The organism is Burkholderia sp. GW821-FHT14F03 (assembly GCF_058803765.1).
In genome coordinates this window covers 49,404-63,310 of the sequence record NZ_JBXAPG010000003.1, presented here as the reverse complement: position 1 = coordinate 63,310, position 13,907 = coordinate 49,404, and the positions used below count along the sequence as shown (strand labels likewise).

Annotated in this window: 12 protein-coding genes and 1 pseudogene; 5 read left to right on the top strand and 8 right to left on the bottom strand. The window is 69.3% G+C overall.

Features of this window, described 5'->3' with window-relative positions; genetic code table 11:
* Positions 1 to 36: 36 nt before the first annotated feature.
* The 3 genes and pseudogenes from AC1RQF_RS02985 to AC1RQF_RS02975 all read right to left on the bottom strand — a co-directional run bounded on the left by AC1RQF_RS02985 (position 37) and on the right by AC1RQF_RS02975 (position 4,833).
* Entirely contained in the window at positions 37 to 924 is an 888-nt protein-coding gene (locus tag AC1RQF_RS02985; protein ID WP_274003667.1) for an efflux RND transporter periplasmic adaptor subunit, read from the bottom strand.
* A gap of 13 nt (positions 925 to 937) precedes the next feature.
* Positions 938 to 1,141 (bottom strand): DUF1656 domain-containing protein, encoded by a 204-nt coding sequence (locus tag AC1RQF_RS02980; protein ID WP_252987007.1) that lies wholly within the window; start codon positions 1,139 to 1,141, stop codon positions 938 to 940.
* Positions 1,138 to 4,833: pseudogene (locus tag AC1RQF_RS02975) on the bottom strand (efflux transporter outer membrane subunit). The gene AC1RQF_RS02980 and the pseudogene AC1RQF_RS02975 overlap by 4 nt, the downstream one beginning before the upstream one ends.
* 158 nt (positions 4,834 to 4,991) lie before the next feature.
* On the opposite strand from AC1RQF_RS02975, the gene AC1RQF_RS02970 reads away from it, so the two are divergent.
* Positions 4,992 to 5,933: a LysR family transcriptional regulator gene (locus tag AC1RQF_RS02970; protein WP_274003660.1), complete on the top strand. Its 942-nt coding sequence runs from the start codon at positions 4,992 to 4,994 to the stop codon at positions 5,931 to 5,933.
* A gap of 126 nt (positions 5,934 to 6,059) precedes the next feature.
* Complete coding sequence (locus AC1RQF_RS02965; protein WP_492871288.1) at positions 6,060 to 6,188, top strand: hypothetical protein; 129 nt, start codon at positions 6,060 to 6,062, stop codon at positions 6,186 to 6,188.
* A 5-nt stretch (positions 6,189 to 6,193) separates the two neighbouring features.
* Here AC1RQF_RS02965 and AC1RQF_RS02960 read toward each other — a convergent pair whose 3' ends face one another.
* Genes AC1RQF_RS02960 through wrbA form a run of 4 tightly spaced genes read right to left on the bottom strand, consistent with a single transcriptional unit; the run spans position 6,194 to position 9,429 of the window.
* Positions 6,194 to 6,985: a metallophosphoesterase gene (locus AC1RQF_RS02960; RefSeq protein ID WP_274003655.1), complete on the bottom strand. Its 792-nt coding sequence runs from the start codon at positions 6,983 to 6,985 to the stop codon at positions 6,194 to 6,196.
* A 19-nt stretch (positions 6,986 to 7,004) separates the two neighbouring features.
* Positions 7,005 to 8,423 carry an FAD-binding oxidoreductase gene (locus tag AC1RQF_RS02955; protein WP_274003652.1) on the bottom strand — a complete coding sequence of 473 codons (1,419 nt, stop codon included), beginning with the start codon at positions 8,421 to 8,423 and terminating at the stop codon, positions 7,005 to 7,007.
* A gap of 5 nt (positions 8,424 to 8,428) precedes the next feature.
* Positions 8,429 to 8,836, bottom strand: a complete 408-nt coding sequence (locus AC1RQF_RS02950) for a DUF2069 domain-containing protein (protein WP_274003650.1) — start codon at positions 8,834 to 8,836, stop codon at positions 8,429 to 8,431.
* Positions 8,833 to 9,429: an NAD(P)H:quinone oxidoreductase gene (wrbA, locus tag AC1RQF_RS02945; RefSeq protein WP_274003648.1), complete on the bottom strand. Its 597-nt coding sequence runs from the start codon at positions 9,427 to 9,429 to the stop codon at positions 8,833 to 8,835. Before wrbA ends, AC1RQF_RS02950 begins: the two co-directional genes overlap by 4 nt.
* A gap of 88 nt (positions 9,430 to 9,517) precedes the next feature.
* Between wrbA and AC1RQF_RS02940 the strand changes: the two genes are divergently transcribed.
* Positions 9,518 to 10,834 (top strand): YihY family inner membrane protein, encoded by a 1,317-nt coding sequence (locus AC1RQF_RS02940; protein ID WP_274003647.1) that lies wholly within the window; start codon positions 9,518 to 9,520, stop codon positions 10,832 to 10,834.
* A gap of 17 nt (positions 10,835 to 10,851) precedes the next feature.
* On the opposite strand, the gene AC1RQF_RS02935 is transcribed toward AC1RQF_RS02940, so the two are convergent.
* On the bottom strand, positions 10,852 to 11,172 hold the full coding sequence (locus tag AC1RQF_RS02935; protein WP_274003645.1) for an Mpo1-like protein: 321 nt from the start codon (positions 11,170 to 11,172) through the stop codon (positions 10,852 to 10,854).
* Positions 11,173 to 11,416: 244 nt separating this feature from the next.
* Here AC1RQF_RS02935 and AC1RQF_RS02930 point away from each other — a divergent pair, with 244 nt between their 5' ends.
* Together AC1RQF_RS02930 and AC1RQF_RS02925 are read left to right on the top strand one after the other, a co-directional pair.
* Positions 11,417 to 11,881, top strand: a complete 465-nt coding sequence (locus AC1RQF_RS02930) for a CBS domain-containing protein (RefSeq protein ID WP_274003644.1) — start codon at positions 11,417 to 11,419, stop codon at positions 11,879 to 11,881.
* Positions 11,882 to 11,961: 80 nt separating this feature from the next.
* The gene (locus tag AC1RQF_RS02925) at positions 11,962 to 13,896 is read left to right on the top strand and encodes an MFS transporter (RefSeq protein WP_492871287.1); all 1,935 of its coding nucleotides are present in this window, start codon (positions 11,962 to 11,964) and stop codon (positions 13,894 to 13,896) included.
* Positions 13,897 to 13,907: the final 11 nt, after the last annotated feature.

The following is a 13,907-nucleotide window of genomic DNA, read 5'->3' as shown; positions in this document are numbered from 1 at the left end:
GGCCGCCTGCGTCGGCGGCGTGCCCTGGCGCAGCGCTCAGCTGCGCTTCTTGCTGTCCTGCTTCTTGTCCTGCTCGACGATCACGGTGCAGGTGGTGCCCGCCGACAGCACGACGTCGTCCGGCACCGCGTCGATCCTGATGCGCACCGGCACGCGCTGCGCGAGGCGCACCCAGTTGAAGGTCGGGTTCACGTCGGCGACGAGGTCGCGGCTTTGCGGATTGTCGCGATCGTAGATGCCGCGCGAGATGCTTTCGACATGGCCCTTCAGCACGCCGCCGCTCATCAGCCGCATTTCCGCCTTCGCGCCGATCTTCACGCGCGGCAGCTTGGTTTCCTCGAAATAGCCGTATACCCAGAACGAATGACTGTCGACGATCGCGAGCTTGGCCGCGCCGGCCGTCGCGTAGTCGCCGCGGAACACGTTCAGGTTGGTGATGTGGCCGTCGACCGGCGCGACCACCGTGGTGCGCGCGAGGTTCAGCTTGGCGGCGTCGAGCGCGGCGAGCGCCTGCTGGTATTGCGCGTCCGCGCTGGAGGCGGTCTGGGTCGCGTTCTCGCGGTTCTCCTTCGACACGACGAGCGCGTCGAGATCGGCGCGGCGCGCGGCGTCGGCGCGCCGCATCTGCAGCTCGGCGCGCCGGGCCGCGACCGCGGCCTGCGCCTGCTCGACCGCGATCTGGTAGTGCGACGGATCGATCTGCATGATCACGTCGCCCTTGTGCACGAACTGGTTGTCGCGCACGGGCAGCGCGACCACGGCGCCCGACACGTCGGGCGCGACGTTGACGATTTCCGCGCGCACGCGGCCGTCGCGGGTCCAGGGCTCGTCCATGTAGTACACCCACAGGGTGCGCCCGATCAGGATCGCGACGATCAGGATGGCGGCTGTCGCGACGAAGCCGAAGAGTTTTCGCAGGATCATGGTTCGATTCATATCAACGATAGACGGCAAGGCTCAGGCCGCCGCAGATGCAGACGAGCAGGCTTGCGCGGAACAGCGACGGGTGCCAGACGACGCGGTAGAGCCCGGTGTGGGCAAGCAGGCGGTCGAGCGCCCAGGTCAGGATCGCGCCGATGACGAACATCAGCACGACGGTGGGCATGTAGGCGTCGAGAATGGCGATTTCGCGCGGCATCATGAGGGCGTTCCTGGTTGGGCGGGCGAAGGCGCGCCGAGCGTGGCGAGCGGCGATTCCGGATCGAGCAGCGCCGTGCGGATGAAATGCAGGTGGCTCAGGATCCGTTGCAGCCGGCGGCGCTCCTCGCGCGGCGGCTCGAAGGTGGCGAGCGCCTGCTGGGTCGAGGCGATCGCGTCGATGGTCGCCGCGAGCGCGCGGTCGAAGCGCGCGCGCGCCGGTTGCGCGTACAGCGCGGCGACCGCGTCGCGCGCGACGTCGATCGCGCGTCGCCACGGCATGGTGGCCGCGTAGCGCGGGTCGGGCGACAGGGTCGCCAGCTCGTTGCGCAGGTCGATCACGGCATTGCCGGTCTCGAGCACCGCGAACATCCAGCGCAGCGCGTCGCGCTGCGTGCCGGGCTGGTCGGCGGCGAGGCCGTGGGCCTGGAACATCAGGTCGCGCGCGCCGCTCTCGAAGCGCGTGCGCAGCCCGGCGAGGCGCGCGCGGCAGGCGGCCACGGCCTGGTGGCGCAGGTCGGCGAACAGCCGGCGCTTGAGCCAGGGTCCGGCCGGCGGGAACAGCACCGCGAACGCGACCGCCGACACCAGCATCGACAGGATCAGCGCGAGCGCGTCGTTCATGAAGCCGGTCGGATCGTAGTGGGTGACGTTCTCCGGCCCGGCGAGCGTGCAGAAGAAGATCAGGTAGCCCATGCCGTAGCCCGCGAGCTTCGGCCGCACCGACATGAAGATGCCGATCGACAGGAACGGCACGAGCGCCGCGCACAGCATCACGAAGCCGTCGATGTGCGGATACACGCCGAACATCAGCAGCAGGCCCATGAGCACCGCGAGGGTGGTGCCGAAGCCCATCTGCGCGGACATGCGGGTCGGGTGCGGCGTCGACGAGGCCAGCGCGCATACGGCCGCCGCGTTCAGCACGAGCATCACGCCGCTCGGCCACGCGGTCGCGATCCAGAACCAGCCGAGCACGAGCACCACGATCGCGGTGCGCACGCCGGCGATCAGCGCGGCCGTCGGATTGGTGCGCGGCTCGTAGCGCTCGATCCAGCGTTCGCGCTCGTGGCTGCTGCTCGCGAGCGACGCATAGGTGGCCGAGTACGCGTGCAGGTCGGCGATGAAGCGGTACAGCAGCTCGGACGCGGTATCGAAGTCGAGCAGCGGGAACGCGGGATCGTTCTCGTGTCCGGCGCGCGTCGCGCGGATCCGGCGCGGCAGCGCGTCGCGATAGGCGAGCAGCTGCGCGGCGACCCGCGCGGCGTCGGCCGACGAGCGCACCGGCTCGCCCTCCGGGCTCAGCAGCGGCGCGATCTCGCGGAAGTACGGTTCGATCGCGGCGACGGCCTGCGCGCTCGCGGCGTGCAGCCGGTTCATCAACTGGTGCAGTGCGTGGAAGCGGCTCGACGCGGTCATGAACTCGCTGTTCAGGCGCGCGAGCCGGCCGCTGCGCATGCGGGTGTCGGGATTCTCGAACACGGCCATGCTGCGCGCGGCCTCGAAGCCGACCACGTCGGCCACGAAGCGCGTGTGCACGCGTTCGATGCGCGCGCGATCCATGTCGCCGGCCAGCGCGGCCGCGACGTAGTCGACGAAGCCCGTGAAGCGCTGGCGCACCGTGGTGCGCATCTGCTCGCCCGTGTACTGCGGGAAGATCAGCGCGCTGATCACGCCCGCCGACAGGATGCCGACCGTGATCTCGGAGACGCGCGTCATCGCGGTCATGAACGCGCCGTCCGGGTGTTGCGACGCGGGCAGGCCGATCAGCGCGGCGGTGTAGCCCGCGAGCAGGAAGCCGTAGCTGCGGAAGTTGCGGTTGCGCGCGGCGCCCGCCGTGCACAGCGCGATCCACAGCGCGAGCGAGATCAGGAACAGCACCGGCTGCTGCGGGAACAGGCCGACCAGCGTGAGCGTCGCCGTCAGTCCCACGAAGGTGCCGACCAGCCGATAGAAGCTCTTCGCGAACACCGCGCCGCTTTGCGGCTGCATCACGATGAACACGGTCGTCATCGCGGTCTTCGGCGCGGACAGGTCGAGCGCCATCGAGACGCCCAGCGCGAGAAACGCGGCCGCGAGCGCCTTGGCCAGGTAGATCCAGGCGTGCCCGTCGGTGCGCGCCCAATCGGCGGCGGCCGTGACGAACGCGGCGAACGGCGACGGGCGGGAGGCGGTGGAAGCGGACATGGCGGCCTCGTATCAGCGGCGCGTCGCCGGCGCGGCGGAAGCGGGCAAGGCGGCGTCGCGCGGCGCGTCCTCGGGCGCGTCGAGCCCGCCGCCGAGCGCGGCCATCAGCGACGCATGCGCGGCGAGCCGCTCGGCGTCGATCCGGGTCCGGGTGTCCTGCGCGCGCAGCAGCTGGCTTTGCGCGACCAGCACGTTCACGTAGTCGGTGAGCCCGCGCCGGAACCCTTCGCGCGACAGATCGTAGGAGCGCTGCGTGAGCGTGACCGAGCGGCCGGCGTCCTTCTGCTGGGTGTCGAGCGAGCGGATCCGCACGACGTTGTCGGCGATGTCCTTGAGCGCGCCGACGAGCGTCTGGTTGTAATGCTCGACCGCCTGGTCGTAGCCCGCCGCGGCCGCGCCGAGCTGTGCGCGCAGCCGGCCGCCCTCGAAGATCGGCAGCGTCAGCGCGGGGCCGGCCGACCAGCCGCCGTTCATCGCGCGCAGGAAGTCGGCGAACGGCGCGGTGACGCCGAAGCCGCCCATCGACGCGACGAGGTTGATGTTCGGATAGAAGTCGGCCTTGGCGACGTCGATGCCGCGGGCCTGGGCGTCGACGAGCCAGCGCGCGGCGACCACGTCCGGGCGGCGTCCGATCAGCTCGGCGGGCAGCGCGGACGGCAGGCCGGCCGGCGCGTCGAGCGCGAGGGCGGGGCGCGCGAGCGCCGCACCCGCGCCGGGGCCCTTGCCGGCGAGCGCGGCGAGTTGGTGGCGGCCGAGCGCGATCGCTTCCTCGTAGGTGTCGATCTGCCGTTCGTAGTCGGGCAGCGTGGCTTCCGCCTGGCTCACGTCGAGCTGCGTGCCGAGGCCTGCGATCAGGCGCTTGCGGGCGAGCTCGGCCAGCTCGTGCTGGCGCTCGTAGGTCGCATGCGCGATGTCGAGCAGCGCGAAGTTCATCGACAGGCTGATGTAGGTGCGCACGACATTGGTTTCCAGTTCGAGCCGGGCCGCGCGTTCGTCGGCGGCGCGCGCGCGGGCGACGTCGACCGCGCGTTCCGCGGTGTTCCGGTCCTTGCCCCACAGGTCGAGGTGGTACGACAGGCTCAGGGTGCCGGTGTTGTTCCAGGTATCGGCGTTGGCGAGCGGGCCGGGGCCGTAGTACACGTTGTCCGGCCAGTGCTGGCGGGCCAGCGACAGCGCGCCGTTCAGCTGCGGCAGCTCGTCCGCGTGGGCGGCGCGCGCCATCGACTGCGCCTCGCGCACGCGCGCCTGCGCGGCCGCGAGCGACGGGCTGCCGGCCTGGGCGGCGGCGACCCACGCGTCGAGCTGCGGATCGCGATAGGCGCGCCACCAGTCGGACGCGGGCCAGCCCGCGTCGCGGTTCGCCGCCTGGATCGCGGTGCCGGCGTCGAGCGCGGCGGGATCGATCTGCTTGGCTTGCGGTGCAATTCCGCCCATGCTCGCGCAACCGGCGATTGTCAATGAAATTGCAAGAACCGCGAGTGCAAACGTCCCTCTTGTTGCCGGAGACCGCACGATTTTCTCCCTTTCGGATAAAGATAACTCGGTGTCGATTATATTTTTGCGGGTATTGTTGGATAAATAGGCCGATATGAAACGCATTTTTACAGAACACGAGATAATATTCATTGTTCTTCGTGCAACAATCGGCGCTGATTCAATAGGGAAAGAGCATGGATACGCTACAAAACATGCGGGTGTTCGTGCGCGTGGTGGAGGCGGGGAGCTTCACCGCCGCGGCGCAGCAGCTCAATTCGACGACGGCCTACACGTCGCGCGCGGTGTCGGATCTCGAATCCCACCTGCGCACCCGCCTGTTGAACCGCACCACGCGCCGCATCGCGCTGACCGAGGCGGGCGAGCGCTACCTGCAGCGCTGCGAGCAGATCCTCGCGTACGTCGACCAGGCGGAAGCCGAGGCGGGCGACGCGCATGCGCGCCCGTCGGGCAAGCTGAAGGTGCATTGCATGACGAGCCTGGGCCAGCATTACGCGGTGCCGGCGATCTCGCGCTACCGCGAGCGCTATCCGGATGTGCACGTCGAGCTGACGCTCGCGCAGCGGATGCCGGACCTGCTGGACGAGGGCTACGACGTCGCGTTGATCGTCGACCAGGATCTGCCCGATTCGGGGCTCGTGTCGCAGCGGCTCGCGACGACCTTCAGCGTCGCATGCGCGTCGCCCGGCTATCTGGCGCGCTATGGCGTACCGCAGCGGCCGCAGGATTTGTCCGGGCACGTGTGCCTGGGGATGGTCGCGCCGGGCATGCACTGGGCCGAGTGGAAGCTCACCGGCCCGCACGGCGAGGAAACCGTGTCGCTGGCCTCGCCGCCGTTTCGCGTCAATGTCGCGGAGGCGCTGGCCGCCGCGGTGCGCGAGGGGATGGGCATCGGCGTGCTGCCGCTCTACTCGGCGATCGCCGGGTTCAAGCACGGCGACTTCGCCTGGGTGATGCCCGAGTACCGGTCGCACGTGATGAACATCTACGCGCTCTATCCGTCGCGGCAGTACCTGGACGCGAAGATCCGCACCTGGGTCGACTTCCTGCGCGAGGAACTGCCGGCGACCGTCGATGCCGACGTCGCCGCGCTCCAGCAATTCGCGCGCACGACCTGAGCGCGGCGCGCGGCATCTGACGAAATTTGTCGCCGGCGCAACATTTTTTTACCTTTGTGTCGCGCTGAGTTTGCTACTGTCTGATCAACGTGATTGGCTGAATCGGATGGAACCGGGAGAACGATGATGAACCTGCATTTGCTGATGGGATTGGGCGTGCTGCTGGGCGTGGTGGGCGTGGCGGTGTCGCGCGATCTGCTGCGCAGGATGACGAAGGCGAAGCCGCAGCCGGTGCGCGTCGAGCGCGCGCGCTGACGCGTTCAGTCGAGCGCGACGACCGTGTCCCAGGCGAACGACGGGTTCTCGCGTTCGCCGGTGCGGCGGTGCAGGTAGCCGCGCGGATTGCAGACGACCCGGGTGCCGCCCGGCGTCGTGTAGTCGAATGACGTATGGGTGTGGCCGTGCAGCCACAGCGCGACCGGCGCGCGCGCGAGCGCGTCGAGGTCGCTGACGAAGCCCGCCGACACCGGATCGTCCGCATAGCGCGCCGCGAGGCTCAGCCGGTGCGGCGCGTGATGCGTGACGACGATCGTGCGGCCCGCGAAGGGGCGCGCGAGTTCGGCCTCCAGCCAGGCGCGCGCGGTGCGATGCAGCGCGATCGCGTCGTCCGGCGCGAAGTCGCGCGGCACGCCGTGCGGCCAGTCCACCTGAATCACGCCCCTGAAATCGAGCATGACCTTGCGCGCGGCGTCGCACGCCGCGGCGGTGTCGCCGAACAGCGCGAAATCGCTCCACAGCGTCGTGCCGAGCACGCGGAACCGGCCGTCGGGATCGACGAAGGTCGCGTTGTTCAGGTAGTGCACGTGATCGAGCGCCTGCGCGGTGTCGCGCATCGCGGCCTCGAGCGCGCCGAATTCGCCGTCGTAGTACTCGTGATTGCCGGGGACGTAGACGACCGGGGTCGCCGGATCGAAGGTCTCGGCCGCCCACCGCAAGCCTTCCGCATGATTGTGAATGTCGCCCGCGAGCACGACGAGGTCGGCTTGCGCGTACGGGATCGCGTCGGGCGCATTGCCTTCGAGATGCAGGTCGGACAGCACGCGGATTTTCACGGTCGGACTCCTCGCGCGGCTAGCGCAGCACCTTGCCGGGGTTCATCAGGTTGAGCGGATCGAGCGCGCCTTTCAGCGTGCGCATCAGCCCGATCTCGACCGCCGACTTGTAGCGTTGCGCGTCGTCGATCTTCAGCTGGCCGATGCCGTGCTCGGCGCTGATCGTGCCGCGGTGGCGGTGCACGTTCTCATAGACGACCTGGTTGATCGGCGCCTGGCAGTCGGCGAGAAAGCGCTTCGCGTCTCCGCCTTCGGGCGTCTGCACGTTGTAGTGCAGATTGCCGTCGCCGAGGTGGCCGAAGGTCACCATCCGCGCGCCGGGCGCGACCTGCTGGATCGCCGCGTCGGTCTCGTCGATGAAGCGGGCGATCGACGAGATCGGTACCGCGATGTCGTGCTTGATGTTGAGCCCCTCGTCGGCCTGCGCGAGCGGGATGTGCTCGCGCAGGTCCCAGAACGCGCGCGATTGCGCGAGGTTCTCGGCGACCACCGCGTCGACCACCTGGCCGGCCTCGAAGGCCTCTTCCATCAACGTCTCGAACAGCGCGCGCGCATGCGCCTCGCTTTCGTTGTCGGACAGTTCGAGCAGCACGGTCTGCGGATGCGCGTGCTCGAACGGATAGCGCAGCTGCGGATAGTGCTTGCCGACCAGCTTCATGCAGAAATCGGACATCAGCTCGAAGCCCGTCAGCAGCGGGCCTGCCGCGCGTTGCGCGAGCGCGAGGAAATCGAGGGCCGCATGCGGCGAGTCGAGCGCGGCGAGCGCCGTCACCTGGGCGGCGGGGCGCGGGTGCAGCTTCATCACGGCCGCGGTGATGATGCCGAGCGTGCCTTCCGCGCCGATGAACAGATCGCGCAGGTCGTAGCCGGTGTTGTCCTTGCGCAAGCCGCGCAGGCCGTCCCAGATCTCGCCCTGCGGCGTCACCACCTCGAGCCCGAGGCACAGCTCGCGCGCGTTGCCGTAGCGCAGCACCGCGGTGCCGCCGGCGTTGGTCGCGAGATTGCCGCCGATCGTGCAGCTGCCTTCCGCCGCGAGGCTCAGCGCGAACAGGCGTTCCGCCTCGCGGGCGCGCGCCTGGACCTCGGCGAGGATCACGCCCGCCTCGACGGTGATCGTGTTGTTGTGCGGATCGAGCGCGCGCACGCGGTTCAGCCGCGCGACGCTCAGCACCGCCTGCGCGCCGCTCGCATCGGGCGTGGCGCCGCCCGCGAGCCCGGTGTTGCCGCCTTGCGGCACGAGCGCGACGCGGTGCGCGACGGCGAGCTTCACGAGCGCCGCCACTTCCTCGGTCGTGGCGGGCCGCAGCACCGCGCACGCCGCGCCCTGGTAGCGGCGGCGCCAATCGGTGAGGAACGGCGCGGTGTCGTGCGGGTCGGTCAGCACGTGGTCGGCGCCGATGGCCTGGCGGCAGGCGTCGAGGAAGGCGGAGGCGGTCATGACGGTCAGGAGCGGGAGGGTCGGGAACGATCGCGCGCGCGTTGCTTGGCCGCGCGCTTGAACGGCGCGACGTAGGCGAGCGCGGCGGCGAAAAAGCCGAGGGCGAGCGCGGTTTCGAGCCAGCCGAGCGTCGCGGACAGGCCCGTATCGGTCATGCCGCGCACGATCCCTTCGGCAAGATAGACCAGAATCAGCATCGACGCCCACTGCAGGGTATACACGCTGCGGCGCCAGACGCCGGGCAGCGCGAGCGCGAGCGGCACCGCCTTCAGCATCAGCGCGGAGCCGCCCGGGCGCAGCGGCGCGAGCCAGATCTCCCAGGCGACTGACAGCGCGATCAGCGCGGCGAGCAGGGCCGCCGCGGCGAGGGCGAGACCGGGACGCGCGGCGGCGGGTGGGGGCGCGGCGCTCACGACGCGGCGCTCAACTGCAGCGCGGCGCGCGCGAGTCGCGCGCCGAGCGCGGCGGCGAGGGTCTTTTCGTCGGCCGAGATGCCCGACTGATGCGCGCGCGAAAAGTGCGACGCGCCATACGGGGTGCCGCCCGTCTGGGTCGTGGCGAGCGTGCTTTCGGTGTACGGGATGCCGACGATCAGCATGCCGTGATGGAGCAGGGGCAGCATCATCGACAGCAGGGTCGATTCCTGGCCGCCATGCAGGCTGCCGGTCGAGGTGAACACGCAGCCGGGCTTGCCGGCGAGCGCGCCGGACAGCCACTGCGGCGTGGTGCCGTCGAGGAAGTACTTGAGGGACGCGGCCATGTTGCCGAAGCGCGTCGGCGAGCCGAGCGCGAGGCCCGCGCATTCCTCGAGGTCGCGCAGCTCCGCGTAGGGCGGGCCGTCGGACGGGATGTCGGGCTGCGTCGCCTCGCACACGGCGGAGACGGCCGGAACGGTGCGAATGCGCGCCTGGGCGCCGGGCACGCTGTCGATGCCGCCCGCGATCGCAAGCGCCAGCTCGCGGGTCGCGCCGTGGCGGCTGTAGTAGAGCACGAGGATGTCTTTCATAGGCCACTGGAGTGAGCGGCTATTATAGGGGCTGAAGCCGCCGCCGCGCGCGGCGGCCCGTGCCGCATCAAGCAGAAGGAGAAAGCCGTTGCCGAAGTTGAGCGTGGACCTCGACACCATCCGGCGCCTCGCGCGCTTCGCCGCGCGGCGCAGCGCCGAGGATCGCATCCCGCAGGTCGCGGGCAGCCTGACATTCACGACGATGCTCGCGCTCGTGCCGCTCGTCACGGTGGCGTTCGCGCTGTTCACCGCATTCCCGATCTTCGCGTCGTTCCAGAATTCGCTGCAGGGTTTCCTCGCCGATCACCTGATGCCCGCGCAGTTCAACAACCAGATCTTCAAGTATCTGAACCAGTTCGCCTCGAAGGCGAAAGGGCTGACGACGGCGGGGATCATCGTGCTCGTGGTGACCGCGGTGATGACGATGATGACGGTCGAGTCGGCGTTCAACGTGATCTGGCGCGTGCGCAAGCCGCGCCCGTTCGCGCAGCGGGTGCTCGCCTACTGGGCGCTGATCACGCTCGGGCCGCTGCTGTTCGGCGTGAGCCTGTCGATCTCGTCCTATCTGTTCACGAAATCGCTCGCGTTCGCGGGCACCTCGACCACGCCGCCCGTCTTCGAATGGATGCTGACGGCCGCGTCGCTGCCCTTGACGGTGCTCGCGTTCACGCTGCTCTACGTGTACCTGCCGAACTGCGCGGTCGCGTGGCGCGACGCGGTGGTGGGCGGGATCTGCGCGGCGCTGGCGTTCGAACTGGCGAAGCGCGGCTTCGGCTACTACGTGCGGCGCATCCCGACCTATACCGCCGTGTACGGCGCGTTCGCGGCGGTGCCGATGTTCCTGCTGTGGATGTACCTGAGCTGGTTCATCGCGCTGGGCGGCGCGATGATCGCGTCGGCGCTGCCGGCGATCCGGATCGGGCAGTTCCACCGGATCCGCTATCCGGGCAGCGACCTGCTCGACTCGCTCGAACTGCTGGCGCGCCTGTCCGATGCGCGCGACGCGGGGCGCGCCGGCCACACGGCCGCGCGGCTCGCGCTGATGGTGCGCTGCGACATGGAAACCGCGCAACGGCTGCTGGCGACGATGGAGGAGCGGGAATGGGTCGCGCGCCTGCAGAACGAGCGGGACGCCGCGCCGCGCTACGTGTTGCTGGTGAACCCGGCGGAATTGAGCGTGGCGGACCTGTTCGACGTGATGGTGGTCGATCGGGGCGAGCTGGTGTATCAGTTGCAGCGCAGCAAAACACCGTTTGACCAGGCGCTGCTGCTGGATGCGCTCGCGAGCGACCGGCTGGCGGTGCCGCTCGCGACCTTGCTGGCGAGCCGTCGGGCGGCCGCGGCGACGGACGCCGAGGGCGCGGCCGGGGCGGATCCCGCCGTGCGGCCGGATCCGGCGGCCTGAGGCGGTGGGCGAGGGGGCTAGATCGCGATCTTGCCGGTGCAGATGTCCTTGAACATCACCCAGTCGCCCATCAGGCTGTAGAAAGGATGGCGGAAGGTGGCGGGGCGGTTCTTCTCGAAGAAGAAGTGACCGATCCACGCGAACCCGTAGCCGCAGACGACCGCGGCGGGCAGCCACAGCCAGTTGTCCATCGCGAGCGCCATCGCGACGCAGCCGATCACGCCGAGCGAGCCGATGAAATGCAGCCGGCGGCAGGTGACGTTGCGATGCTCGCCCAGGTAGAACGGGTAGAACTCCGAGAAACTCGCGAACCGCTCGGTGGGGGCGGGGTGGGCCATGGCGATCTCCTTGGGCGCGATGCGTCGCAAATGGTACGCGCGTGCTTTCCCATTGTGCGGCGGCGAGGCGGCATCCGCAACCGGCCGTCCGCAACCGGCCGTCCGCAACCGGCCGTCCGACACCGGCCCCCCGCAACCGGCCCTCCGCAACCGGCCATCTTCCGCACGGCCATGCGCTTTCCTTTTAACAGGCTTTCCGCTAGGATCGGAAGCCAGTTATGCATGAATGCACTAGGGGACAACGATGCGCGTCAGCGACATTCTCAAAGTCAAGGGCAATACGCTGTTTACCGTGACGCCCGATACGCCGTTGCGCGATGCGGTCGACACGATGGCGGAGCACGATATCGGCTCGCTCGTGGTGATGGAGTACGGCGATCTCGTCGGCATGCTCACGTTTCGCGAGATCATCCTGCGCCTGAAGGACAACGGCGGCGCGATCGGCGACGCCCAGGTCCGCAAGCTCATGGACGAGCCGCTCACCTGTACGCCGGAAACCGACGTCAACGAAGTGCGGCGGATGATGCTGGAGCGCCACGCGCGCTACATGCCGGTGCTCGACAAGCGGGTGCTGATGGGCGTGATCTCGTTCTACGACGTCGCGAAGACGGTGGTGGAGGCGCAGAGCTTCGAGAACCGCATGTTGAAGGCGTATATCCGCGATTGGCCGGAGCCCGAGGACGAGGTCCACAAGCCGCTTCCCACCTGAAGCCCGCGGGCCCGCCCGCCCATCCCTGAAACAGACCAACGTGCGCGATCGCATGGCAGCGGGCCGCGGCGTTCTTGCGCATGAGTGATCACACTTCCGTTTCCGCCGCGCGTCGCGATGCGCGGCGGCCGCACGCGTCGCAGTTCGATCTGCTGCGCGAGCGTCGCTTCGCGCCGTTTTTCCTGACGCAGTTCTTCGGCGCGCTCAACGACAATGTCTTCAAGATCGGCTTCACGTCGCTCGTCACCTACCATACGGCCCGCTTCAGCGGCGTCGATGCGAAGACCGCCGCGTTCCTGATCTCCGCGATCTTCATCCTGCCGTTCGTGCTGTTCTCGGCGACCTCCGGCCAGATCGCCGACAAATACGACAAGGCGCGCCTCACGCGCTTCGTCAAGAGCTTCGAGATCGCGTTGATGCTGGTCGGCGCGGCGGGGTTCGTCACGCATGCCGCGCCGCTGCTCTATCTGTGCACGTTCATGATGGGCATGCATTCGACGCTGTTCGGGCCGGTCAAGTACTCGTACCTGCCGCAGCACCTCGACGACCGCGAGCTGGTGGGCGGCAACGGCCTCGTCGAGATGGGCACCTTCGTCGCGATCCTGATCGGCACGCTCATCGGCGGCGCGGCGGCCGGGATCGACGGGCGCGGCGAGGTGCTGCTCGCCGCGAGCTGCGTCGTGATTGCGGTCATCGGCCGGCTGGTCGCGTCGCGCGTACCGCCGACGCCGGCGCCGCAGCCCGACCTCGTGATCAACTGGAATCCCGTGTCCGAGACCTGGCGCAACCTGCGGCTCGCGGCCGGCAACCGCACGGTGTTCCTGAGCCTGCTCGGCATCTCGTGGCTGTGGTTCGTCGGCGCGACCTTCCTGACCTCGTTCTTCAATTTCGCGAAGGACGTGCTGTCCGCGAATCCGGACGTCGTCACGGTGCTGCTCGCCACCTTTTCGCTCGGCATCGGCATCGGTTCGCTGCTGTGCGAGAAGCTGTCGCGCCGGCGCGTCGAGATCGGGCTCGTGCCGCTCGGCTCGCTCGGCATCAGCGCGTTCGCGATCGAGCTGTACTTCGCGAGCCACGCGCTGCCCGTGCGCGATCACCTGCTGGGCGTCGGCGAATTCCTCGCGGATCTCGCCCACTGGCGGATCCTCGTCGACCTGTTCCTGCTCGCGATGTTCGGCGGCTTCTACAGCGTGCCGCTCTACGCGTTGATCCAGAGCCGCAGTGCCCCGACCCATCGCGCGCGGATCATCGCCGCGAACAACATCCTCAACGCGCTGTTCATGATCGTCTCGGCGTTGCTCGCGATGCTGCTCACCAAGGCGGGCGTCGGCATTCCGGGGCTGTTCCTCGTGACCGGGCTGCTCAACGTCGTGGTCGCGTCGTACATCTATCTGCTCGTGCCGGAATTCCTGCTGCGCTTCCTCGCGTGGGTGCTCGTGCACACGTTCTACCGGGTGCGCACCGTCCACGCGGAGCGGATTCCGGAAACCGGCGCGGCGCTGCTCGTGTGCAACCACGTCAGCTACGTCGACGCGCTCGTGATCGCGGCGGCGAGCCCGCGGCCGATCCGCTTCGTGATGGATCACCGGATCTTCTCGACGCCGTTCGCGAGCTGGGTGTTCCGCCATGCGAAGGCGATCCCGATCGCGCCGCGCCACGAGGATCCGGCGTTGCTCGAGCGCGCCTATGATGCGTGCGCGGCGGCGCTGGCCGAGGGCGAGCTCGTCTGCATCTTCCCGGAAGGCAAGCTGACCCGCACGGGCGACATCAACCCGTTCCACCGCGGCGTGACCGAGATCCTGCGGCGCGCGAGCGTGCCCGTCGTGCCGATGGCGCTGCGCGGGCTGTGGGGCAGCGTGTTCTCGCGCGATCAGGGCGCGGAGCTGCCGCGCCCGATCGCGCGCGGCGTGATGAGCCGGCTGACGCTGGCCGTCGGCGAGCCGTTGAGCGCCGCTGCGGCGACGCCGGAGGCGTTGCAGGCGGCGGTGACCGAGCTGCGCGGCGTGCGCAAGTAGCGCGGGCCGCC